28 protein-coding genes are annotated in these 24,243 nt (G+C 42.1%); 4 read left to right on the top strand and 24 right to left on the bottom strand.

The features are described 5' to 3' along the window. Window positions 1-78: 78 nt before the first annotated feature. The 21 genes from BM192_RS03640 to BM192_RS03540 form a co-directional block, all read right to left on the bottom strand. Window positions 79-621 (bottom strand): dihydrofolate reductase family protein, encoded by a 543-nt coding sequence (locus tag BM192_RS03640; protein WP_037440353.1) that lies wholly within the window; start codon window positions 619-621, stop codon window positions 79-81. A 65-nt stretch (window positions 622-686) separates the two neighbouring features. Next, on the bottom strand, window positions 687-1,424 hold the full coding sequence (locus tag BM192_RS03635) for a helix-turn-helix transcriptional regulator (RefSeq protein ID WP_037440351.1): 738 nt from the start codon (window positions 1,422-1,424) through the stop codon (window positions 687-689). 38 nt (window positions 1,425-1,462) lie between these two features. Continuing rightward, a complete protein-coding gene (locus BM192_RS03630) occupies window positions 1,463-1,741 on the bottom strand; it encodes a hypothetical protein (RefSeq protein ID WP_037440349.1) in 279 nt (92 codons plus the stop codon). Window positions 1,742-1,842: 101 nt separating this feature from the next. Next, entirely contained in the window at window positions 1,843-2,292 is a 450-nt protein-coding gene (locus tag BM192_RS03625) for a DUF3872 domain-containing protein (RefSeq protein ID WP_037440347.1), read from the bottom strand. An 11-nt stretch (window positions 2,293-2,303) separates the two neighbouring features. Beyond that, window positions 2,304-2,864, bottom strand: a complete 561-nt coding sequence (locus tag BM192_RS03620; RefSeq protein ID WP_037440345.1) for a conjugal transfer protein TraO — start codon at window positions 2,862-2,864, stop codon at window positions 2,304-2,306. Window positions 2,865-2,884: 20 nt separating this feature from the next. Further along, a complete protein-coding gene (gene traN / locus BM192_RS03615; RefSeq protein WP_037440343.1) occupies window positions 2,885-3,778 on the bottom strand; it encodes a conjugative transposon protein TraN in 894 nt (297 codons plus the stop codon). Between the two features lie 87 nt (window positions 3,779-3,865). Continuing rightward, window positions 3,866-5,206 (bottom strand): conjugative transposon protein TraM, encoded by a 1,341-nt coding sequence (traM, locus tag BM192_RS03610; protein WP_037440341.1) that lies wholly within the window; start codon window positions 5,204-5,206, stop codon window positions 3,866-3,868. Then, the gene (locus BM192_RS03605) at window positions 5,193-5,477 is read right to left on the bottom strand and encodes a nitrogen regulatory IIA protein (protein ID WP_028069014.1); all 285 of its coding nucleotides are present in this window, start codon (window positions 5,475-5,477) and stop codon (window positions 5,193-5,195) included. The genes traM and BM192_RS03605 overlap by 14 nt, the downstream gene beginning before the upstream one ends. An 18-nt stretch (window positions 5,478-5,495) precedes the next feature. Further along, entirely contained in the window at window positions 5,496-5,924 is a 429-nt protein-coding gene (locus BM192_RS03600) for a hypothetical protein (RefSeq protein ID WP_037440339.1), read from the bottom strand. A gap of 10 nt (window positions 5,925-5,934) precedes the next feature. Next, entirely contained in the window at window positions 5,935-6,558 is a 624-nt protein-coding gene (traK, locus tag BM192_RS03595) for a conjugative transposon protein TraK (RefSeq protein WP_037440337.1), read from the bottom strand. A 19-nt stretch (window positions 6,559-6,577) separates the two neighbouring features. Further along, window positions 6,578-7,573 (bottom strand): conjugative transposon protein TraJ, encoded by a 996-nt coding sequence (gene traJ, locus BM192_RS03590; RefSeq protein WP_037440335.1) that lies wholly within the window; start codon window positions 7,571-7,573, stop codon window positions 6,578-6,580. 2 nt (window positions 7,574-7,575) lie between these two features. Next, entirely contained in the window at window positions 7,576-8,208 is a 633-nt protein-coding gene (locus BM192_RS03585; protein WP_037440333.1) for a DUF4141 domain-containing protein, read from the bottom strand. A gap of 27 nt (window positions 8,209-8,235) precedes the next feature. After that, window positions 8,236-10,740 carry a TraG family conjugative transposon ATPase gene (locus tag BM192_RS03580; protein WP_037440331.1) on the bottom strand — a complete coding sequence of 835 codons (2,505 nt, stop codon included), beginning with the start codon at window positions 10,738-10,740 and terminating at the stop codon, window positions 8,236-8,238. Continuing rightward, window positions 10,737-11,066, bottom strand: coding sequence for a DUF4133 domain-containing protein (locus tag BM192_RS03575; protein WP_037440329.1), 330 nt, complete (start codon window positions 11,064-11,066; stop codon window positions 10,737-10,739). The genes BM192_RS03580 and BM192_RS03575 overlap by 4 nt, the downstream gene beginning before the upstream one ends. An 11-nt stretch (window positions 11,067-11,077) precedes the next feature. After that, entirely contained in the window at window positions 11,078-11,383 is a 306-nt protein-coding gene (locus BM192_RS03570; RefSeq protein WP_028069006.1) for a DUF4134 domain-containing protein, read from the bottom strand. A 199-nt stretch (window positions 11,384-11,582) separates the two neighbouring features. After that, a complete protein-coding gene (locus tag BM192_RS03565) occupies window positions 11,583-12,662 on the bottom strand; it encodes a hypothetical protein (RefSeq protein ID WP_051759845.1) in 1,080 nt (359 codons plus the stop codon). A 27-nt stretch (window positions 12,663-12,689) separates the two neighbouring features. Then, entirely contained in the window at window positions 12,690-13,514 is an 825-nt protein-coding gene (locus tag BM192_RS03560) for a hypothetical protein (RefSeq protein ID WP_037440327.1), read from the bottom strand. A 47-nt stretch (window positions 13,515-13,561) separates the two neighbouring features. Beyond that, window positions 13,562-14,197: a hypothetical protein gene (locus BM192_RS03555; RefSeq protein WP_037440325.1), complete on the bottom strand. Its 636-nt coding sequence runs from the start codon at window positions 14,195-14,197 to the stop codon at window positions 13,562-13,564. A 12-nt stretch (window positions 14,198-14,209) separates the two neighbouring features. Then, window positions 14,210-14,515 (bottom strand): DUF3408 domain-containing protein, encoded by a 306-nt coding sequence (locus BM192_RS03550; RefSeq protein ID WP_037440323.1) that lies wholly within the window; start codon window positions 14,513-14,515, stop codon window positions 14,210-14,212. Beyond that, entirely contained in the window at window positions 14,515-14,925 is a 411-nt protein-coding gene (locus BM192_RS03545; protein WP_037440321.1) for a DUF3408 domain-containing protein, read from the bottom strand. Before BM192_RS03545 ends, BM192_RS03550 begins: the two co-directional genes overlap by 1 nt. Window positions 14,926-14,937: 12 nt before the next feature. Continuing rightward, a complete protein-coding gene (locus tag BM192_RS03540; RefSeq protein ID WP_037440319.1) occupies window positions 14,938-15,705 on the bottom strand; it encodes a ParA family protein in 768 nt (255 codons plus the stop codon). 684 nt (window positions 15,706-16,389) lie between these two features. Between BM192_RS03540 and mobA the strand changes: the two genes are divergently transcribed. After that, window positions 16,390-16,827 carry a conjugal transfer protein MobA gene (gene mobA / locus BM192_RS03535; RefSeq protein ID WP_037440317.1) on the top strand — a complete coding sequence of 146 codons (438 nt, stop codon included), beginning with the start codon at window positions 16,390-16,392 and terminating at the stop codon, window positions 16,825-16,827. Window positions 16,828-16,829: 2 nt separating this feature from the next. Beyond that, window positions 16,830-18,116 carry a conjugal transfer protein MobB gene (mobB, locus tag BM192_RS03530; protein WP_037440315.1) on the top strand — a complete coding sequence of 429 codons (1,287 nt, stop codon included), beginning with the start codon at window positions 16,830-16,832 and terminating at the stop codon, window positions 18,114-18,116. Window positions 18,117-18,155: 39 nt separating this feature from the next. Here the strand turns inward: mobB and BM192_RS03525 are convergent, their stop codons facing one another. Genes BM192_RS03525 through BM192_RS03515 form a run of 3 tightly spaced genes read right to left on the bottom strand, consistent with a single transcriptional unit; the run spans window position 18,156 to window position 21,037 of the window. Further along, window positions 18,156-19,397, bottom strand: coding sequence for a hypothetical protein (locus BM192_RS03525; RefSeq protein ID WP_037440313.1), 1,242 nt, complete (start codon window positions 19,395-19,397; stop codon window positions 18,156-18,158). Next, window positions 19,390-19,836: a QcrA and Rieske domain-containing protein gene (locus tag BM192_RS03520; RefSeq protein WP_051759843.1), complete on the bottom strand. Its 447-nt coding sequence runs from the start codon at window positions 19,834-19,836 to the stop codon at window positions 19,390-19,392. The genes BM192_RS03525 and BM192_RS03520 overlap by 8 nt, the downstream gene beginning before the upstream one ends. Window position 19,837: 1 nt before the next feature. Continuing rightward, window positions 19,838-21,037 carry a di-heme oxidoredictase family protein gene (locus BM192_RS03515; protein WP_051759837.1) on the bottom strand — a complete coding sequence of 400 codons (1,200 nt, stop codon included), beginning with the start codon at window positions 21,035-21,037 and terminating at the stop codon, window positions 19,838-19,840. A gap of 197 nt (window positions 21,038-21,234) precedes the next feature. On the opposite strand from BM192_RS03515, the gene BM192_RS03510 reads away from it, so the two are divergent. Next, window positions 21,235-21,903 carry a metal-dependent transcriptional regulator gene (locus tag BM192_RS03510; RefSeq protein WP_037440311.1) on the top strand — a complete coding sequence of 223 codons (669 nt, stop codon included), beginning with the start codon at window positions 21,235-21,237 and terminating at the stop codon, window positions 21,901-21,903. Window positions 21,904-22,024: 121 nt separating this feature from the next. Then, the gene (gene mobC / locus BM192_RS03505; protein WP_037440309.1) at window positions 22,025-24,025 is read left to right on the top strand and encodes a conjugal transfer protein MobC; all 2,001 of its coding nucleotides are present in this window, start codon (window positions 22,025-22,027) and stop codon (window positions 24,023-24,025) included. The last annotated feature ends 218 nt before the right edge of the window (window positions 24,026-24,243 follow it).

The following is a 24,243-nucleotide window of genomic DNA, read 5'->3' as shown; positions in this document are numbered from 1 at the left end:
ACTATTGGAAACGATAAAGCCCCGAAAATCAGGGCTGTGTTTTAATTATTTCAAAAAGGACTGTTAACGGCTACTTGTTTATTCAGATTCGTAAGTAAGTTCAACAACTCCCGATTTAAAAATGTTGGTATTGATTAGTTTCAAACCGATGCGGCCTTTCAAATCTTCAAACAATGGTTTCCCACTTCCCAAAACAACCGGATGTACCGATATTTTGTAGATGTCAATAAGTCCCAGATTAATAAACGTCTTTATGAGATTTGCTCCTCCGTAAAGCCAAATATCTTTACCCCCCTGCTGTTTAAGTTCAGCTACTTTATCTGTTATGCCAGAAGTGACGAAAGTAGCATTCTGATCTCTTTTGTCGTGATGCGAGAAAACAAATTTATTTTTTGAATGTATCCCATTCCACATTGTTTTTTCCGCTGGACTTGTATTTTCATCAGGCTGATAATTTCCCCAGGCATCATAACTAACCCTGCCATAAAACATCGTGTCTATGCTTTCTATAAAGGCATTAAAATTCATGTCATCATCCATAATGCACCAATCAATTTCGCCGTTTGTTCCTTCTATAAACCCATCTAAGCTAACTGCTAAATTTAAGATCACTTTTTTCATATCAAACTATTTTTAGCAAAATTAGACATTGGTCTATACTCATACTTTGGAAAAATGCGACAAAATTAAAGTTGGGAAGGGACAACACCCGTGTTTCTTTTTATTTCATTGGCAAGGTGCGAATGGTCATAAAAGCCACACTCAAAGGCAATATCCAATAAACTTTGCTCAGTGGAAGAACTTTTAATCAGGACAAAGGCATTTTGAAAACGTACGATATTTGAATATGATTTCGGGGTAATGCCAATATATGTTTTAAAATTCCGTTCTAACCATCTTACCGTTACGAAGTTTCTTTTAGCAAGATGGTCTATACTCAATTGACCGTTTGATCTATGAATATCCGCAATGACCGATTGAAGTAAGCCATTATGGGTGGTTTGTAGCCTGTTGACAAAAAAACTGTTGAGATAATCGGCTGGATTTCTAATAAGTTTTTCAATGCTAAATGAATTTGACCTTTCAAACTGAACAGTCTTGCCAGTCAGTTCGTTTAGTGCCGCAAAGCTGTAAAAATTTGAGAAAGACGCAGGTTTAAGGCATACCCCAAACAGATGGGTATCTGCTTCAATAAAACTGTCTTTGAAGGAAGTCATCGTTCCCACTGCATACGTTTTACCGAAATCCATACGAAGCGCCCCGTTGTCTGTAATACATTCATTTCCTAAATTGATGACCAACCCCGGACATCCGTCGGGGAAATTCCGTTCCCATTGGCTATCGGTTTCGTCGCCCTTTAATTCCCAAAAAGAATGGATATAGGGTTCTAATGCTATGGTAGGTTTTAATTCTCTATATTTCATTATCCTGTGGTTGGTAGTTTTTAAAGCTACTGGATTGCTTATCGTAATTGTTCCGTTTTTACTTCCGGCTGCTGTTTTTCCTTATCTTTTTTTTCACGAGAATAAACCCATATCGACAATAGCCCAAAGATAACCAAAGCATAGGCTACCCATTTACCAACCCGTTCAATCAATTTAATGAAAACCGAACTTTCATAAGAGGAAAAGCCTTCTGCGCCCATCGGCCCACGCCTGTAAAATTTTCTCCGGTTGATCCAATAACGAAGTCCCAAGCCTGCAACCAAAAATATGATACCAATAACCAATGATGCGACCATAACAAAAACACTTTAAATCTATCTTTTAAATTTACAAAAATTTTAGCTTCGAGGTGCCTTAAAAAAGAAATCCTGCTTTTGGGCAGGAGTTCTTCTATTCACTAATCAGTACTATTAAACTGAAAATTCATCTGTTTTTCATTCCCAAAGCTGTCTGAAATCCAAACATCAAAGGACTGTGATACGGCAGATGTTGAAGTGTAATATAACCGAAACTGCTCCTTTGGTAATTGGTAAAGGTCATTGGGCAGATAAGGCGGTTCATCGTAGTATTGTAAAATTCCCTGACCATCAAACTGGAAATAGCGTAGGTAATATTGCGTGTTGCTATAATTGCCAGTACGTTTTATGGTCATACGTATTTCTACCGTCTGTCCATTGGTAATGTCTTTTGGTACAGGCATCACATTTACCTCAAAAGGAAAATCGTTCTGTATTTCGAGTTCGTCATCTTTGCTGCAAGATACCAATGTTACCGAGGCTGTGAGCATTGCTAACAGTATATATAATGGCATTAGTCCTGTTCTGAATTTATTGAATATTGCTATCATTGTTTTACGTTTTAAAAGTTAAACCTTAATCCCACACCTGCAGAGGGTCGAAACTGCTGTAAATCCGTACCCCATAAGACTTTTGTGCGTCCTTGCAGGACTAATACAAAACGGTCTGACAGGTACGTTTCAAAGGTGAGACGACCACCTGCACCATAAATGAAATTGTCCTCGCTCAATATTTTCGCACCATCATACAACATTGCTTTTCCCCGGTTAATGGTTTCGTAACCGACCACGCCCGTTATCCCTAAATTCAGCGTAATATTCTTTCGGGCATCGCCCAACAAAAAGAAACTATAGCCGCCTTCAGCGGAGTACGTTTCTTGTGGTATACGCAAATCTTTATAATCGTGGTATTGATGGGAATATTCAAACGCCCAGAGCTGGTAGTTACCGTTCTTTCCGTTTACGGTCATTGCAGCACTGATGTAATAATCATTGCCGATTTTATCATTGGATAATACGCCTGCACTTATTTCCAATCCTTTCTGCTTTGGCAGCATCCTTTGCGCCTGTGCAGCCGTGATGCCTATCAGAACAAGCAGCACGCTATAGATATACTTTTTCATATTTTTGTTTTAAAGGGTTATTAAAATTTCAAGTGCATGTCGTTTAACAAACGGGCTTTGATAAGATCCGAATTTTCGACCTGCAATGTTTGATGCCGGCCGCCGTTTTTCTCGAAAACCTCAATCAGCAGCACCTTGTCATCGGCAATGGTAAACTTGTCTAACAGGAATACATTTTGCTCGGTCGATTTTCCGGCAATGCCATTTAATGGCATGTAAGTTCTCAAGGGAGTTAGTGGGCGTTCCTGAACTACGGTGCGTTTAGCTACCTTTTTATCCACCACTTTGAAATTGATAAAATCAATCTCGTAAGGCACATTGGTTCGGTTTCTCAATTCCGTGTGGAAATAGTATTTACCGTTGTGGATGTAAATCCCTTTAAGAATAAACTGAATGCCGAAACTCTTAGCCCCGATATGCTTTACGACGCGCTTGTCTTTCTTGTAAATGGTTTCCAGTAGTAATCCGGCCAATGAGGGAGAATTGTTACCCAGTTCCTCAAAAAGCACGTCATTACCGTTAGCTTTATCCACTGCCTTTTGCATCGTGAGCAGGTCATAGCTCATTGCCTCCGGGTAGGAACTGTAATGCACATTGAAGCTGTAAAAACGTCCGTCATTGGTGATCACGGAAAAATTGGTTTCCGGCTCAAAATCCCTTACCGATGCTTTTACACGCAAAACATTTTCGGCATCTTCTACTTTACCTGCAATCAGGTATTCGCTGCCTAAATCCACATAACGGATAGCGGTCGGAAAAATCAGGTGAGAAGTTTTGTCGTAAGTGACTTCCAAACGGTAGGGTTCTATCTTACCTAATGCAAGTGGCGTTCTGATACTATCCTGGGCATAAGACTGTACGGCAAAGCCGAGTATAAGGGCAAAAGCCCAAAAGGTTTTTAAATGATTTTTCATTGTCGTTAATATTTAATTTTTAATGGTAATGAAGCATATTCCGTTGTGCGGAACAGGTTTCAATTTCTTATTTAGTTGAGTTGAACATTATTTTTTTGATACAAGGAAGACCTGATGACCAGCTTTGAGTGTAACTTTGGGTGTTCTTACTTTTTTGGAGAAGTAGCCAGAAATTCCCTGTATTACGCCACGGCTCATGTCAGCAGCGATCTGTTGCCCTGCCGAGCGGCTTAACATGAGGCTAGTCCCCGAAGTTTGGCTCATATTGCCCGCCATTTCTGTCAGCGCGTTCATTTCCGGCGAGTACGGAACATATAAGCCCTGTTGTCCATCTATGTCGTAAATCGTAATATCTACCGGAGTGATATTGCCTTCCAGTTCTACAGAAATTACTTTTAACTGTAAACGTCCGCCCTGAAATTTGGCATTTGCGGTCACAATTGTTCCTTTAGGGATGGTACGTTGTGGCGTTTGAGCTGGCTCCAATAAACGCAAACGCACTCCGGTTTCGCCTATAACCGTTTGGGCTTCGTGTACGCAGGCTTTGATACTATTTTTGGGTTGTACTACCTGTTCGGTAGCACCTGCGCTGTAGAAACCCCGATTTTTGGATTGGCTATAGTCCTCTAAGAAAGCACTGTCCGTCGGTTCTCGATAAAGGGCTGAAACAGTATTTTTCCGTGCCGGTGTAAACGCTACAAAATGCTCTTTTTGGTTTATACCCGCAGCAGCGGGAGTTGTACCGCCCGTGGGGGCAGCGCTTCCGGTATTGGCATTTTGTGGCAAATACTTTGCAGCCATTTCGTAGGACTTCTCCATTAATTTTAATTGATCATCTACTGTTGCTACAGGCGGCACATCTCTTTCTGATAATTTTTCTTTCAGTTCATCTACTTGTCTGCGGAGTTCCATTGTTTCCGAATTATCGTCCTGATAGAATGAACCCAATGTACTTTGCATATTGCGGTAGCTGTTCAATGTGGGATTTCCGTTTCTTCCAGGTTTTCTGCTATTACTGCCAAAGCCATAATTCTCCTCCTCTTTTGTAAATTGCTCCTCTATAGGCTCTTCTTTTTCTTCCGAATTCCAGTAGTCTGATAGTGTTGCCAGAGCATTGCGTTTTTCCTGGTCTTTACGTTCCAACATTTCCTGTTCATAAGCCTTGCCTTTATCGTCAGGCATTCCTGCTCCCGTAGCCTGTGGAACAGCATCGTTCAGTCCGATATTCTCAGTGGTCTTTTTATCTTCAGAGGGCTTAAATATGAGGTACATACAACCCACGAAGACAATCGCCATTAAGCCAAAGATTAAAGGCTTTTTGAGCTTTTCCTTATTATTCTGTGCGCCGTTTTGCAGCACATCAGCAGTTGCTGCCGGATTTCCCTCGGTTACCCGAACAACCGATTTTTTGTTCTCATTTTCTTTCATAAATCCTATTTTTTAAAATTGTTGATACACTATCCTGCAACCTTGCAGGATTTTTACTTTTTAGGACAGGGTTTTCAATATGCTCTATGACCATATCGTTACCGGACTTTGAGGTATCGTACATCACTTTGCCGATGACCGCTACGGTAAGCAGCAGATAACCCACAAAGAAGTACAGCGTATATTGGTGCTGTTTGCGTACTGGCAATGCCCGCCAACGGTCATCCAACTTGTCAAAGTACCTGTCCATATTTGCTCTTAATTTTTTCATAGCCTTACTATTTCTGTGTTAGAGCTTGAAACGTTTAGGACTTTTCCCGGCCTGTTGCTTCGGCGCATCGTTGACCAATGCGACCGCTTCCGTTAATTTAGGTGCAGATATTACGGATAGGTTTGCCAGTTCCGCTTTTTTGAGCAGTTGCCCGAAGCCGTCCTTCTTGGCTATTTCCATTCGGCTCAGTGAGAATTTGCCATTCAGGTACTTTATCCACATATTGCATTCTACACGGGGTTTGTCGTCGCCCGACCATTGCAGGTAGCCTGTCAGCAATAAATCCTGTTTAGGCAAACTGTCTGCACCTTTTTGGCAGCTTTCGAGGTAGTCGCTGATGCTGTCTTTCAGCTTTCCGGCATACGCACCCTGCGTGTGGAAATACCCGTTATATCCTTTGTTGGTAAGGATTTTTGCGAACGTCTTTAAATCTGATAATGCTTCCATATGATTGTTTTTAGCGTTCGATAACCTCTATATCCTTATTTTCCACGACTGCAAATTTTTCAATATTGAAGCCCTGCGGATTATTGTCGGAACGAACGGAGTTGACGAGATAGCAGGAAGTAATCAGGTTTCGCCTGGTTACATTGCTTGACCGAATAATAAACTGTTTGGCATAGGTGCGTACTGCATACGGGTAGTTGTCGAAATTGCACACGACACTATCCACCTCTATGCGTTGCTGCACGTTCCCCGAAATGATGCGGCTGTAATAACCCTTTTCCGACAAGTCTTTGTAGTAATCGAAAGCACTTTTATCGGCAAGGTTAAATGCCCTGCTCATATTGCTTTCAATAGCGTTCTTGTCGGGGGCAAGCGTAAAGAACAGTTCGTGAAATCTTCTGACGTGTTCCCTTGCTTCTACGGGGCGGTTGATGCTAGCATCCTGCGACAAGGCAAGCATCAGGGATTTGCCGTTATCCAGTACATAGATTTTTTGGCGCTGTTCTTCTGCAAAGCGGTAGGAACGCCATACGGCGTAACCTACCACGCTGATGCAGAGAACCGCAAACACAATGGCATATAATCTTATCTGCCTAAAGCTGTTTTCGATATTTCTTAGCGTTTTAAATTCCATTTTTTAGAATGATTAATGTTTATTTATTCATCAGTTTACCGCCGATGTTTCCAACTGTTGAACCTGCGCCTGCTCCGGCGATGTTTCCGGCTTTCATTGCTGTGGAGTTCACATTGCGGGTGAAGTTTCCTGCGCCTCCGGCTTGGATTACCCAACCTGTTACCGTAGGGATAGTGAAGTACCCGATGATGCCGATAATCATAAAGATGATGTACACGGTATTGCTCGTATCAGGTATATAGGTGGGGTCGGCAAGCATTGCTATATCCCGTTCTAAAATGAGGGATTGTATTCTTGCCAACATTGAGCTGAACAAATCCGAAACGGGAAGCCACAGGTAAACGCTGACGTACCTGGTGAGCCATTGCGTAAGCGTGGACTGAAAGCCGTCCCATACGGAAATAGCAAAGGCTATTGGTCCGAGTATAGAGAGGACTATCAGGAAAAACGTTCGTATGGTATCAATGACCAAAGCCGCCGCCTGAAAGAGTATTTCCAGTAGATTACGAAACCAATCTTTTATGGCTTTCTCTATCTTGTAGGCTTGCCTGTCCATATACATACCCGCCATAGTTCCAATGTTGGAGGGCGACCATCCCAATTCGTCCAGTTTTTTATCAAACTCTTCGTCTGATACCATATAGGCGGTTTCGGGGTTTCTGACCATTGCCTCGTATTCCAACTGGTCTTTCTGCTGTTGCAATTTGTTCAGGTCAAGCACCTGGTCTTGGAGTATTTGGTTGGTTCCTACTACCACGGGGCTTAATACCGCATTGATGGTTCCCAAAACAATGGTCGGAAAGAACATAATGCAAAGCCCCAAAGCGAACGGGCGCAGCAAAGGGAACATATCAATAGGTTCGGCACGGCTTAAAGCCTGCCAAACCTTTAATGCCACATAAAACAACGCACCCAATCCCGCCAAACCCTTAGCAACAGCCGCCATATCGCCTGCAAGCGGCATCATATCGTCATAAAGCGACCGCAGGAGTTCGTGAAGATTATCCCATTCCATTTTTACCAGTATTTTTGGTTAGCAGTTCCGTAGAGGTCAAGTACTCTTTTGGCATCGTTTTTCTTTTTCGCTCTCAAGTAGCTCACAGAAATGTTCTTATTGGTGTAGTAGCGTACCAAACTGTGATATTCCTTTACTTCTTTGTACACCCTGTCTATGATATCCATACGTTCCTTGTCGTTCAGCGAAAGGCTTGAAGAGGTTACAATCTGCTTTAACTCTTTTAGCAGTTCAGCACTTTCATTGAGCAGTGCCGAATAGCCATTGCCGATAGCTACCAATTCCTGCGGTTTGAAATTTGGATCGTTCATCATTTTCCCGAAGTTGTTCACATACATTTCCGAAACATCACCTACCAACAATACCGTTTGTTGCACTTTACGTGCATCTTTCACCAGATTGTTGATGGCTTTCAACTTGTCGTAATACTCCTTGCCCTGTTCATACACTCTCTTCACCTCGTTGAAGTTTTTTACAACATTGCTCACAGTCGAAGAAGTCTGTATGATTTCGTTTGCAGAGTTGATAATCCCCGAAGCCAGATTAGCCGGATCTGTTACTACCCATTGGGCGTTTGCTGACGGTGCTGCGGCAAGCATTAAAGCCGTACACACCAGATACAATACTTTTTTCATTGTTCTTGAAATTTTAAATGTTAATGACTATTGATTTGCTTTGTCACGCCTTTGCATTGCGATATGCTTAATGGCGAGTTCTACATTGCCGTCGAGTTCAGCAGCAAGCTGCATCACTTCCATTTTTTCGGTTTCTTCGGTCGTGTAGGCGAGGTATTCCTCCAAACTAACTTCGGTGGCATAGACTGCCGAGTGCGTACCACCTAAGCCAATCCAAACCTCCTTGTACAGTCGGCTGGCATCGTTGTTCATATTAATGGAAAGCACCTGACCTTTCTCCTTATCAGTAAGTCCTAGCATTGCCTGTATATCATCGAACTTGTTCATATACTTGCGTTGGTCTAGGAGTATCTTGCAATCGGAATTGTTGATGATACTTTCTTTCACAATAGGCGACTGGATAATGTCATCTACCTCTTGCGTTACGACAATTGCTTCACCGAAAAACTTCCTAACCGTTTTGAAGAGGTATTTTATATATTCCGCCATTCCTTCCTTCGCAATCGCCTTCCAGGCTTCTTCGATTAGGATGAGCTTACGGATACCTTTTAGCCTTCTCATTTTGTTGATGAAGACCTCCATGATAATGATGGTCACTATCGGGAATAAAATTTTGTGATCCTTGATGGCATCAATTTCAAACACGATGAAGCGTTTGGAAAGTAGGTCTAATTGCTTATTGGAGTTTAACAGGTAGTCATATTCACCACCTTTGTAGTAAGGTTCGAGTACGTTGAGAAAATTGGCAATGTCAAAGTCTTTTTCCCTTACCTGTTTTTCCTCCAATACCTTGCGGTAGTCACCTTTTACATATTCATAAAAGCCATTGAAGGACGGATACACATTCTCCGCTCTGATGCGTTCGATATACCCGCTTACCGCATTGGAAAGCGCAACTTCTTCTGAACGGGTTGGCGGCTCATCGTCACGTTTCCATAAGGTCAGTATCAAAGTCTTGATACTTTCCCGCTTTTCAATGTCGAACACGCCATCATCGGTATAGAATGGGTTAAAGGCAATGGGATTATCTTCGGTATAAGTGAAGTAAACACCGTCTTCGCCTTTGGTCTTTCCTTTGATGAGTTCGCATAAGCCCTGATAAGAGTTACCCGTATCTACGAGCAGTACGTGTGCGCCCTGTTCGTAATACTGCCGTACCATATGGTTTGTGAAAAATGATTTACCCGAACCCGACGGACCAAGTATAAACTTATTCCGGTTGGTGATGATACCCCGCTTCATTGGCAGGTCAGAAATATCCAAATGGATAGGTTTTCCAGTAAGCCTGTCGGCCATCTTGATACCGAATGGCGAGGGCGAATTGTGGTAGTTGGTTTCTTCCGTAAAGAAGCACAGCGCAGGCTCAATAAAAGTGTAAAAACTTTCCTCACTCGGAAAGTCGCCTGCATTGCCGGGCATACCTGCCCAGTACAAAGTCGCTACATCCGTGGTATTGTGGCGTGGCTTACATTCCATCAGCGCCAACGCACTACCGCAATCGTTCTTTAACTGTTTCAGTTCCGAAGGGTCTTCTGACCACGCCATAATGTTAAAGTGCGCACGGATAGAAGACAGCCCGAAGCTGTGGGCTTCGTTCAGATACTTCTCTATCCACTCCTTGTTGATCTGGTTGGCACGGCTGTACCTTGCCAGTGAGTGCATATTCCTTGCGGACTTTTCAAACTTTTGTAAATTGTCTTCGCTGTTATCTAAAAATAAATACTGGTTATAGATATGGTTACAGCTAAGGAGCAAACCTACAGGTGCGGCGAATGACAAACGGCAATCACTACGGTCGGTAGAGAGCTTTTCAAAACGGGTATCTGCCGATACAGTTCCAGGCAAATCGTCTGTGTCAGAAAGCGTGTGCAGGCTTAGCCTCTTGTTTCCGATGCGTACTTCTTCTGTACCGAGCGCGATATCCTGCATCGGTGTTCCTGCTTCCCTTGATAAAGTGAGATACTGCTCTAACAATCCCTGTGTTTCCTCCGTTCCGATAATCTCCTCTTCGGTAAGGCGTTTCAGGATTACAAACCCGCTATCGTTCACGATACGCTCAAACTGGGCGACCGCCTCCATGAAGCGGTGTATCGTTTCCTTGTTCCTGATTTCCTTTGGTATCAGTGTGCCTTTACAAAGCGAACTGAAGTTACTTTGCATCCGCATCCTATCCTTAGTAGTCTTGGTCAGGAATAGGTAGCAGTAATGGTTTAGAAATGGCCGCTCATTGAAATGGCGTTGGTAGGATTTTGATAAAAAACTCTGGTCTTCCATTGCCAAATCCGGCGAATAGCTTTCTTTGATGTACCAATCCTGTTTGTGAATGACCGTAAAATCAGGCAAGGTTTTAATGGCCTTGTGCCAAGCGGAATGTATCACTTCATACTCAACAGAAGCTACTGTGAACAGTTCCGGCAAGCGCACTTCAAAACAGGTGGTAATGTCTGCATCTTTGGAAAGAATACAATTGTTCTCTACTGCCAACAAAGGAAATTTGTTTTCCAGTGTAGTAGTTTTTGCTACGTTTCTCATACCGTGTTCTGTTTAGGTGTGAATTTTAAATAGCGGTGTACAGGCTTGCGGCAAATGATATAGCGGGGGTGCCTTTTGTTTGCTGCAATTTTCATCAAGCCGTGTTCGCCGTACTTCCTGTTTAGCGAAAAAGTCTGCCATACAATGAGCGAAGCTCCACCTGCGCCAAGGAACAAGCAGATGTAGGAATTTACACCCGCCATGTACAGTACCATCACGAAGATGAGCGTACCGAGCAGTCCTCCAGCGAAGATGAAAAGGTATTGAGCCTTCAGGCCTCTAAATTCCACCGTTCTTCCGATGCCTTTGTTGATATTATAATTCATAAGGCACAGGATTAAAGGAAGAATGAGCGCAGGATAGTAGCTGCAACAATCAAGAAGATACACGCACCAAACCAGCTTGCTGCAGTTTTAGAAGTGTCGGGGTCGCCGGAGCTAAACTTGTTGTACACCTTAACGCCTCCGATGAGCCCAACCACCGCGCCGATGGCGTATATTAACTTGGTTGCGGGGTCGAAATAGCTTGTTACCATTTGGGTAGCTTCGTTGATACCTGCTGAACCATTTCCCTGTGCAAGAGCACCCATTGCTGACAACGTTGCCACTGCTGCCAGCAAAACTTTTTTTCTCTGTTTTTCCATAATTGAAACACATTAATTTGTTACTGTTTATCCCGCACCTTGCGAGCTTTCGGAACAAATGTCTAATGGAAAAAGAGGGATTGCCTTAAAGTGGCAGTCAGAGGAAGTATTTGGCCGCGAGTGGCATTACAGTAGATGCTTAGACATAAAAAAACGCCAAACTTTTTACGGTTTGACGTTGGTTGACCAGGGAGGTATTCTACATTTTCCGCCCTTTTTTACTTTGTTGGTGCTGTGAGGTTTTAATGGGTTTGTTCTGCTGCTTTTCTCTTTTTAGTTGCGCTAAATTTTCTTTGATTTTTTGAGGAACATAGATGTCTTCCCATTTGGCTTGTTTTGCGGTAAAATTCATTTGTAATCCTGTTTCCCTCAACCCGTCTTTAAGATCGAATCCGTGCAGTCTGTTCCAACCTATCGGGTCCATTTTAATCTCGCTTGGTATTTCCACTACTACCAAATCTTTGGGGATTTTGGTAATGGTTTCATAGTCTATTTCACCCAATTCTTTTTTTTGAGGATTATAGGGTATGACATATTTTTCAGTTGTATCATTGAAGTAGTCTTCAATTTGGGAGAACCCAATACCATTGGATAAAAAATCATCTTTGGGCCTAAGTTTATCCATTCGCAGATCCACATAGAATGTGTGCTCCTCAATTTCAATCGTAGGTAACATCCCCTTGTTTACCCGCATGTCATAAGCTTCCTTAATCATTATATCCAAATCGCTATTTTGACGAATATAGTCAAGGGAGCAATTGTACTTACTGCTCATACCCGTCGGGTCAATATCGCCCATTCTTGGTACCGTAATAATAGCAAAGCTGTGTTTTCCGGTAATGTAGGCATCTATTCCATTTTCTGTTCTTTCTGCATCAAGGCGTTTGGAGTTCCTGTTGTACACAAACTCATAGTGTGTACCATAGTCTTTCATCTCGTCAAAAAACAGTTTCCTTTCTTCAGGTCGGTCTTTCTCGACTAATGCTAGTTGGTTTATATCGAAAAGATATTTAGTTCCGTCAATTTCGATTTCCGGCTTTCTTTCCAGCCAGTCTATATAGCCCTTTGCGTCGTCCATATTATGAGGAAATGCCTTCCTGCGTCCTGACATTTTGCTATCGTCCAGTCCAACAATATACCCATATTCAGGAAAGTCCTCTTTTCGGTAGGTGATGATAAGATTGTCTGTAGACTTTTCCGGTACATTGTTCTTGTGACTTGCTATTATATGCCCTCTATATTCTTCCAGAATATAATCGGGATCATCTTTTTTAATCATAATTCTATTCTTAAGTTACTGTAATGATTATATTCTGCGACCACGATTACGCTTATTGACTAAAGGTTTCGTTAGACCAGATTTTATCTTTTCTACTTTCTTTTGTCTCAATTCTTCCAAATTTTCTTTGATAATATCGGGCAGATCTGTTTTTTCCCAAGGTATTTTGGGGGAGCTAAAGTGCATGCTGAGGTTTGATGTTTTCAAGGCAGTTTTTGCGTCCCGGTTATTCTGCCAATTCCAGCCTACAGGATCTAGCGAGAAACTATACGGTAGTCTGACTGCTATAAGGTTTTTTGGAATTTCCGTTATCTTCAAATAATCGAGTTCTTTTATTTCTCGTTTTTTGGGGTCGTAGGCAAATACATTCTCTCCGAGTACCTGGTCATACTGTATGAAAGACGGCATGGGTATTCCCACGGACTGTGGATCATCCTTAGGGATAAGCCGATCTTTGTCGAGCACCACATAAAATAAATCTCCTGCAATATCTATGGTCGGAAGAACACCTTTATTTACTCTGAGATCAAAGGCCTGTTGGTCTACCATAATTTCAAAATCCGTTTTCCCTTTTAGCTGTTCCATTGATACTTGATACCTTTGCGACATACCAAAAGGATCAAGTTCTACCAACTCAGGTATTTTTATCCTTACACTTTCTTCGTCTGTCCAGATGGTGTGGATGTTCCTGCTATCCAGCCCATACTCAAATTCATATCCCCCAGGTACATCGGCCATATAACCAAAAGGAATAAAGTTATTTTCATTTGCTCTTTCTTTCAAGCTTAGACTTTCTACATCAATAAAGAAATCAGTACCATGAATATTGATGATTGGCAATTCTCTTTTCATGATCGTATGTTGTTATTTGTTCATAAACAATAAAGGGGAATTGCCTTTCAGACAAAATCCCCGATATCAAAATCCTCCAGATTATTTTTCCGCATTAAGGAAGAGCGGACTTCCGTTTCAGAAGTGATTGTACTGTCCAAAAGTTCGGCAATCTTTCGGGATGCACCCTCAATGGAATTTTCCAGCAGGGCGAATAATTCAGTCCCTTGTAATCTTTGAACTATGGCTACCGCTGTTTCCTTTTGAGCTTGTTCCAAACGTTCTTTTTGGAGCAAGACTCCTACGGAGCTTAGTTCTTCATAGGTAACCCCTTGGGCAAGACTGCTATCACCACCGGAAATTCCATACCTGTTCCATTCTTCTTCCTCTTCCTCCAAATCAGGCATATTTCTGAAAACATCGTCCAGCTCTTCTTGCGGAACCTGAATACTGACATCTTCGTTCTCGTCGTAATCAATGTCTAAATTATCAGGGTTTATCTCCGGTTCGGCTATTTGGCTTTCATTGGCAGTGTTTGGCAGTGAAAGGCTTCTTATTGGCTTGGGCTGTCCCATAATATCGGGCAGGTTCGGGTTAACTTTTTCCTGTTTGGGCTTTTGCTCCGACCTTTTATGAATGACAATCTTATCCTGCAAAAGCAGTATAATCACGATTAGCAGGCATATCACAATTACTATTTCCATAAATCGAGAATTTTAAAACAACGCTTTGTATTTTTCTTTATACTCCTTTGAAATCGCATCTTCAAACACTTTAAAGTGATGGTCAAGAATATTGTTCAGATAGGCGAACAACGGTATTTTGTCATCGCCAATTATCTGTATAATACGAGTCAATCGTTCGTGATGCTCCGGGCTTAGGTAGATGCTCTTGTTACCTCGTGCCTGCACTGTATCCATTTGCAGAAATGTTTGCTCATAGCTTGTTTGTACTTCGTTTTTTGTGATGGCGGAAGTATTGTTTGCAACAATAGCGTTCCTCTTTTTATTTGCATTCTTCATTATAAAATGGGTTTAAAGCGTTCGTTGAAATAATCTGTAATATCGTCCCCGAACTCCCTAAAGTGGTGTTCAAGGATATTGTCAATGTATGAGTAGAGTGTTGTTTTTTCTTCCCTAGTTAACTGCACAATGCGGAGCAACCTTTCGTGATATTCAGGACGTATGTAAACCACTTTGCCGCTTCGACCTGACGGAAAGCGATTGACCAAAAATGTTTCGTCATAGTCCGCTTTCTTTGACGAATTGCTTCGGGATTTTTCCCTGGGTTTGGGCTTGATTTCGTTTGGTTCTTCCTGTTGCTGATTATTTTGAGGTGGAGCAACTGGCTCATCACCGCTGATGATGTTCATCAAATAATCTTCATCAACATTTGGCTTTTTAAAATCTTCGTTTTTGTTATCTGAACTCATAGCTGAATGATTTTATAGATGTGTGATTTTCAAAAATTCCTCGACAAACAAATCCATTTTGGTTGCCTTCATCAATTGAGGTTCTGCAGGTAGCAGGCTTGACCGGAACACATAACTTTCGGTATCGTCCGTTTCCTTTCGGAAACGCTTACTGTCCATTATCCTTGTTTCCATTATGGGCAGGTTGAGTGTTTTAATGACACTTTGATATGCCTCGTACAAACCTGTTTTTTCCCTACCGTCCACTTGGTTCCAGAACAGCCACAGCTCTTGTTGCTCATTGCCCTCAATAGTTTTGGGAAGTTCAAGAAAGGCTTTGGTAAAGCCCAATGTGCTTTCCACTACTAAGCGGTCGGCTGTAATTGGCGAAAAGATAAAGTCCATTATTTTTAAGGTTGTCAATACACCTTTGGTATTGGCAGTTCCGGGCAAGTCGAAGAAAATAACATCGGGCGCAACTGCCGACTGGCTTACATATTCCGACGCTTTATCCAAAGCATTTTCAGCCTTGCTTTTGATAATCGGATATGCCTTTTTGTTGATGGTCTGGAATTGCTTCATTGCCGCTTTTTTGTGGTAGTCATTTTGCATCAGGGTTTTCTTATCCCGTTCACGCATATTGGTCAGGCTGTGCTGTGGAAAGTCGCAGTCCATTACCAACACGTTATATCCTAAACGGTAATGAAGCACACTTGCTAGCAAGGTGGTCATTGTTGATTTTCCCACGCCGCCTTTTTGGGTAGAAAAGCTGATTTTTAAGGTTTTCTTCTTTGTTTCCATTATTTAAAAATTTATTGTTACACGCTTTACCTGTTTTACAGGTTTAAATATTTGTCTATTGGAATATTCCTTTTTAACTGTATTCCTGCATTGGCATTTTGGAATGTTCCTGTGCCGTTTTACGCTTTCCCTACAACCTTGTAAGGAGTATGATTTGGCAGGTTGTAAACCTTGCAGAAAACAAAATGCTTTACCGCTTTTATGCTTTTACGCTTTTATAGTTTTATGCTTTTATGGCAAACTGCCTGTTTGCAAACCCGATTTCCCTTCCTGGTTAAATACATTTTTTACTGCCTGCATTAAAACTGTAAGGCAAATAAAACGGATAATTTACCTGCTGTAAGATGTATGGCAGTGTTTGGCGTTCAAAGGCAGTGTTTGTCCGGGTATTGCATTGCAATACTCTTACGTACAGGTGCTTACTTTGTAAAATGATTTTTATTAACGGATTTATGCAAAAGACTTTTGACAAATCGGAGGGTAACAGCAACGGCATCGAGACCTTTTTCCCTGTTACATTCAATCCGTCCCGCAGGGCGGATTTTTGTGTTCACCGGAACACGGCAAGTTGTGTTTTGAGGCACTCGAAACCGAGTTAGTGCCTCAAAACAACTTGCCCTTTGCAGGGGGCAGAAAACACCTTCCGAAGTCAGGGTTTTGTATGGATTTTAAAATGGATTTGTGATGAACGAGAACAGAAACAAAAAACAGAATAAGGGTGGACGGACACCCAAAACAGACCCAAGCATCCACCGCCACGTTTTCCGTCTTACAGACGAAGAAAACACGAAACTTTTATCGCTTTTTGATGCATCGGGAATGACCAATAAAGCAAAATTTATCATCGGCTTGTTGTTCGGTAAGGAAATGAAATCAGTAAAAATTGACAAAGGAACGGTTGATTTTTATATGCGATTGACTTCGTTTCATAGCCAATTTCGCTCCGTTGGTGTAAACTATAACCAGATTGTAAAGCTGCTGTATAAGCATTTTACCGAGAAAAAAGCGGCTGCATTCCTGTACAAACTGGAAAAACAGACGGCTGAAATGGCGATGCTATGCCAAAAAATCATTCAACTTACCGAAGAATTTGAAGCAAAACACCTGAAAAAACAAGCTTAGAAATGATAGCAAAAATCGGTAGAAGCGGAAATTTATATGGGGCATTGGCATACAATCAACTCAAAGTGGAGCATGAAAACGGACAAATTTTGTTTGCCAGTAAGATGATTGAAACCGCTAACGGGCATTATTCCGTAGCACAATTAGCCCAATCTTTTGCGCCTTACCTAATAGCCAACCGCAATACCGAGAAACATACGCTGCATATTTCGCTCAATCCCGACCCGAATGATAAGGTAAGCAATGAAAAATATCGGGAAATGGCAGAACAGTATATGCGGGAAATGGGTTACGGCGAACAGCCTTTTGTGGTGTTCAAACATACCGATACCAGCCGCAGCCATATACACATTGTATCGGTTTGCGTGGATGAGCAGGGAAAAAAGATCTCGGACAAATTCGAGAAAATGCGGTCGATGAATGTATGCCGTGAACTGGAAAAACAACACGGGTTGATACCCGCCACCGACAAAGAGCGTAATCAGACTGATCAGGTTTTCCGTCCGGTTGATTATCGGGCAGGCGATGTTAAGAGCCAAATCGCTTCAGTCGTTCGTCACCTGCCAAACTATTACCAATATCAAACATTGGGAGAATATAATGCCCTGCTTTCCCTGTTCAATATTACCGCCGAGAAAATAGAGGGCGAATTGCAAGGGAAAATGCAGCAGGGCTTATTGTACATTCCATTGAATGAAAATGGTGAAAGAGCCGGGCATCCGTTTAAGGCTTCATTATTCGGGAAGAGCGCAGGGCTTTCGGCTTTGGAACTGCATTTTGCGAAATGCAAAACGGCTTTGAAAACCAGCCCCACCAAACAGACCTTAAAATCCGCCGTTAGCATTGCCCTGCAATCTACAACTGATGAATTGAGCTTTAAAAAGCATTTGGCAGAACAAGGTATTAATGTCGTGGTAAGAAGAAATGATACGGGCCGAATATACGGAATGACATTTATAGACCACAACTCAAAAGCTGTATGGAATGGTTCACGTTTGGCAACAGAACTTTCTGCCAACGCTTTTAACGATTATTGGAATAGTAGTCGTCAATCGGAGAAAAAAGAACCAGACATACGACAGTCAAAAACACCCACATCAGATGATGCAGATCTTCCCGAGGAAGCCCCACACCATCTGTTCAATTTCTTAAATACTGACAAACATGAAGATGGTTTGATCGAAGCGTTGGGCGGATTGCTTCCCGAAGCTCAAGGCGAAGATTACGAGGAACAGGATTTTGCTAACCAAATGAAAAAGAAAAGAAAACGCCGCAGAAATTCTGGATAAGCAGATTAAATACACTGGTATATTAAGACGGATGCTGAATTAAAAATAGGTTGAGATACCAAAACTAAAACCACCGAGCAATACCGGAGGATTCGCAAAGAAGTCACGGCTACGCTGGTGCCTGTAGTTCAATCGCAATACGGTTTCAGAATTTGGACGGAAGCTCAATCCTCCCACCACACTCCACAGATCTTCACCAATATTATCGCCAGTTTCCCTAAGCTTCCCCACATTCCAATCCACATATTCCAAACGGCAGGCAAGGCTTAGGGATGCTTTTGGCCATCCCAATATTTTTCGTTGTAAAACAGGTTGGACGATATCGACAAATCCGCCTTGTTGCCGCTCACCATATTGTTGAGTATAACTTTCCGGAACCATTAGTTTAATCCATGCCCATTCACCGGTAATAAAAGTCTTTATGTGCGGAATCTTCGTGTTAAAATCAACTGCATATACACTCAATGTCCGTTTTTCGTCGATAACGTTGCCATTGTCAATGTACCTGTTGTAAATACCACCCATGTAAGAAATGCCAATTTCACCTATCCTGTTATTTCTTGCTGCCAGTTTTCCTGAAAAGAGTGGTTGCCCGGTGAGACTTAACTCGAAACGGTCGGTGTTGGATTTTGTCGCAGCCAGGTACGTTTTGCCCTGTTCATTGTTAATGATGGATTGATCAAATCCTCCCGAAACATAAGCTTCATAACCGAACATCCAGTCGTCATCGTAATGTTTACCATACAATCCGAATCCGGCGTTGCTCCAGGTGGAAGGCAAAAGCTGTGTCGCTGAAATTGGACGGTCTGTAAACTCCCACTTAGGCCCGTCATGGTTTTGATTGAATGCACCGATCGGACTAAGGATAATCCCCCCACGCAAGTTCAGCAAAGGATGAAACTCCATGTCCAATGCCGCAAATTCGATGTTGATCTCCTTAGTACCATTCTCAAATTCAAGCTCGCTCATGAACTTGATGCGCTTGCTGATCGTGGATGCCATAAAAATGGTGAACCTCCTGAATTGGAACTGGTTTCCCTGGCTTACCCCGTCCTGGCCAATATGTTGCCAGTTGGCCTCCATATATCCACCCAAAGCAACGGGCAGTTTGCCTGCTGAAAGCATTGGTCTATTATATATCGCATCCATATTCATCGTATTGTTCAGGGAATCCTTGTTTTCCGCTCTCCTGAACAGGGTAGAATCAATCTGAGCGTGTACCAGCGCTGGTACAAACAGACTGACACTGATTAAAAGTGTAACGTAGTATTTTTTATGCATGTTTAAGTGATATTTTGAGTTGGTCGTTAACGATATTTACAGAAAAGGAGCGCAAGCTCTCCCGGGCTGGCCCATTTTGTACCTGCCCTTTGTTGTTGAATTCACTGCCATGTGCAGGACATTGCAGTATATCGCCGAAAGCCTGTAATTCTGCGCCCTGATGAGTGCATTGCATTAGCACTGCACTGTATTCGCTTTCTGAAAAACGGAATACATATATTGGGTATCTTAGTTGGCCGTGTTCCACAATAATGTATTTTCTGTAGGTTTCCTGTCCGCCCTTACCTGAAAGGAAACTACTCAACGGAACGGAAAGATCGGAGCCCATAATCTTACCTGATATGGACTTCCCCGTAGCACATCCTTCCAACAGTACAAGTGCCAGACCTGTACTGAGGCAGGCAAAGCCACATTTTTTGATAAATTGCTTTCTGTCCATATTATAATGATTTGAGGAATTTGATAATCGCGGCTTTATCTGTTGGAGACAGTTTGTTGTACTGCTGACGGGAAGCTGCCGCTTCTCCTCCGTGCAGCTCTATTGCCTGTTCAATGCTGGTTGCCCTGCCATCGTGCATCAGGAAATACTTTCCGCCCTGTGAATTAGGGGATAGACCCAGCCCCCATAATGGCGGTGTCCTCCATTCATTGGTCTTTGCAATACCTTCGGTGTATCCGTCATCCAGGCCCGGACCCATATCATGCAGCAACAGATCGGTATAGGGATAAAAATCCTTGAATGCAAGTGCCGAAATCGGGGCATTGCCCGTAGTTAGTTTGGGTTGGTGGCAACTGCTGCAATTCACCTGCGTAAAAAGGGCCTTTCCCTTTATTACCTCCGAATCGGTCTGATTACGGGGGATGGGTGCCTTCAAGGTTTGTAAATAAAAACCTACGTTGTTCACTCGCTGGGTAGAAATTTCAGGATCTGCATTCTGCCCGGAATACACATCTATGGGATGGTAGAGCGTAGATATCCCCATATCCTGTGCGAACGCGTCTACCGTCTGTTGAAGAAGATCATAAACACTGGCCTTCTTACCGAACCGCCCGATATACCTGCCATTCTGAGAAATGCTTCCGCTACGGGGCTTGATATAAGATGGAATATTTATCCAGTTTACCCTGCCGGAGATGCCGTCCCCATCCAAATCATTTGGATCAGCCATTTGGAGCAGTACATCATCAGGAACAAATTCAAGAAGCCCCAGTCCTGTAACTGCTGGGGGCGTAAACCTCGAAAAGGTAGCTCCCATAGGTAAAACTTCCGGTTGATAGCCTGGGATAGCTCTGTTCTGTAACTGTGGACCGCCCAGATGCAAAAACTGGTTACCCGTTTCGTCTACCTGACCAAAACGTGTCAATGTGCTGAATGGGTTTCCCTTACCGTCTCCTGCATGGCAGCTCACGCAACTGTTTGAAACAAACAAAGGACCGAGCCCCTTTTCAACGGTAAATACTTCATTATTAAAGGTTCTGTCGCCATCATTGAAGCGTTGCATTTCCGAAAGACTAAGCCCCTCAATCGGACCGTCCAGCAAGCTGTCTTCCAAAGGCAATCCGGGCTCAAACTTTTCGCAGGCCTGTATTCCGACTATCAGGGCTATAATTCCCCCGATTATAATTTGTGATTTTCTCATTTGCTACTTGTTCTATTCATTACTTTTCAATTTGGTTCATTATCCATCTGGAAACACCTAATAAGTCAATGCTAAAAAACATTAAAAGACTACCTTAAAATATAAATTAGTCTTACAAAAATAATAAGTTAGACTAAGCTAACAAATAAAGTTTGTTTAAAATGTTAGAGCGGTCTAATAATTTGTAGATTTGTTATATGATTTCGGAAACTGAAGAAAATTACCTGAAAGCTTTATTTGTCTTATCCATTGACAAAGGTGAAGTGAATATATCGGAGCTGAGTAAGCAATTGGAAGTTAAGATACCTACAGCTAATAGCATGATGAAACGCCTTACCGAGAAAGAGCTGGTCATTTATGAAAGCTACAAGCCAGTCAAGCTTTCTGCGAAAGGAAAAAAGGAAGCCGCCCTGATAATCAGGAAGCACCGGCTTACCGAAATGTTCCTGGTGGAAAAGATGGGCTTTGGATGGGAAGAGGTTCATCTTATTGCCGAACAGATCGAACATATCCGGTCATCGGCATTTTTCGAGAAAATGGATGAATTACTTGGGCATCCGAATGTTGACCCTCACGGATCACCGATACCGGACATAAACGGAAAGATCACAACCGAACACTATCTGAGGTTAAGCGACCATAAGAAAGGAGATAAGGTCGAATTTATGGCAGTTTCCCATTCTTCCGAAGATTTGCTGAAATTCCTGAACAGCAAGGAACTTGTACTAGGTACTGTTTTGTTTATTGAGTCCATAGAACCATTCGATGGAACAATGTCGGTTTCCTATGATAAAAGACAAAATGAGATGCTGAGCAGCAAAGTCTGCGACAAACTTCTGGTGAGAGGAGCTGAAGGTAATTCCTAAAATCAATCTGAAAATTATAGTCTTCCCGCCAAATACTGCCACTCGATGCCACTGGCTGCCACATTCCTATAGCCACCCCTTATAGCGTTTAAATTCACGCCCGAACATTAAAACTAAAATAATGCAAGGGGAAGATGATTTAAGAGGGTTGGCCAAGATAATGGCTTTTATGCGGGCAGTGAGTATTCTTTTGGTACTGATGCACCTTTATTGGTTCTGCTACGGTTTCTTTTTAGAGCGTGGCTGGACGTTGGAAGTAATCAACAAAATATTAGGGAATTTTGACAGAACTGCTGGTTTGTTTTCACATACCCTTTATACCAAAGCATTTGCTCTGGTGTTGTTAGCTTTGAGTTGTTTAGGTACAAAGGGCGTAAAGAATGAAAAAATAACATGGTCAAAAATTTACGCGGCTTTAGGCGTTGGTTTTGTGCTGTTTTTCCTGAACACACCATTGTTAAAACTATCTCCCGCAACAGGTACATTCCTATATATCCTTACTATTTCGTTAGGTTATATCGTTTTGCTTATGGCTGGGGTATGGATGAGCCGCTTGCTCCGCACCAATCTTATGGACGATGTTTTCAATAATGAAAACGAAAGCTTTCAACAGGAAACCAAGCTGATGGAAAATGAGTATTCCGTCAATCTGCCCACCAAGTTTTACTACAAAGGCAAATGGAACAACGGTTGGATAAACATTGTAAATCCTTTCAGGGCATCTATTGTACTCGGCACTCCAGGTTCCGGAAAATCATATGCTATCGTAAATAATTACATCAAGCAACAGATAGAAAAGGGCTTTAGTATGTATATATACGATTTTAAATTCGACGACCTTTCTACCATCGCCTACAATCACTTACTGAAACACCGGGACAAGTACAAAGTGCAGCCCAAATTCTACGTCATCAATTTTGACGACCCTCGCGGAAGCCATCGGTGCAATCCACTCAATCCCGACTTTATGACGGACATTTCAGATGCTTACGAAGCGGCCTACACGATAATGCTGAACCTCAACAGGTCGTGGATACAGAAGCAGGGCGATTTTTTCGTGGAAAGCCCAATTATTCTTTTGGCTGCTATAATCTGGTATTTGAAAATTTATGAGAATGGAAAGTACTGCACATTCCCACACGCCATCGAATTACTGAATAAAAAGTATTCGGATGTATTCACGATTCTTACCTCGTACCCTGATTTGGAAAATTACCTATCGCCATTTATGGATGCGTGGCAAGGTGGCGCACAAGATCAACTGCAAGGTCAGATTGCATCGGCAAAAATTCCTTTATCGAGGATGATCAGCCCGCAACTCTATTGGGTGATGACAGGTGATGATTTTACGCTGGACATTAATAACCCCAAAGAACCAAAAATTTTATGCGTTGGCAATAATCCTGATCGTCAAAATATTTACTCCGCAGCTTTGGGTTTATACAATTCACGGATCGTAAAACTGATTAATAAAAAGGGACAGTTAAAGAGTTCTGTTATCATAGATGAGCTGCCTACGATTTACTTCAGAGGACTGGACAACCTGATCGCAACTGCCAGATCAAACAAAGTAGCAGTATGTTTAGGATTTCAGGATTTTTCGCAATTAACAAGGGACTACGGCGACAAGGAAAGCAAGGTAATTCAGAATACTGTCGGTAATGTATTCAGTGGTCAGGTTGTAGGAGAAACCGCAAAGAGCCTTTCGGAACGCTTTGGAAAAGTGTTACAGAAACGTCAGAGTATGACCATCAATAGAAATGATAAATCAACATCTATCTCCACACAATTAGATAGCCTGATACCCGCATCCAAAATATCAACCTTGACACAAGGTATGTTTGTGGGTTCTGTATCAGACAACTTTGATGAACGTATCGAGCAAAAGATTTTTCATGCAGAAATTGTAGTGGACAATGAAAGGGTAGCCGCTGAAACCAAAGCTTACCAGCAGATACCACAAATCCTTTCTTTTGTAAATGAGCAGGGAAAAGATCAAATGAAAGAGGAAATTGAAAGCAATTACAAACGTATAAAGTCAGACATCCTGCATATTGTTGTGAGTGAAATAGACCGGATAAAAAATGATCCTGATTTGCAGCATTTGGTACAGCAAGATTAACCATATTGACTCAGTAAACAACTGAAGAATTTAGCAATAGTAGCCATTTGCGGGATTTCATTTGAATAACGGCGTTCGCTATCGCAAAACATCATAGTAACCTTGATCATCAGAAATAATCAGAATCAATGTAACAGACATGTGTACAAATAAATAAGACATTTTATTAGGCTCGCTTATTTTTTTCACTTTTTACTTGACCGTTGCCTATACTCCAA

The organism is Pedobacter antarcticus (assembly GCF_900112985.1).
Lineage (GTDB): Bacteria > Bacteroidota > Bacteroidia > Sphingobacteriales > Sphingobacteriaceae > Pedobacter > Pedobacter antarcticus.
Note: the sequence above shows the minus strand (reverse complement) of the source record. Positions and strands in the feature narration are given on the sequence as shown.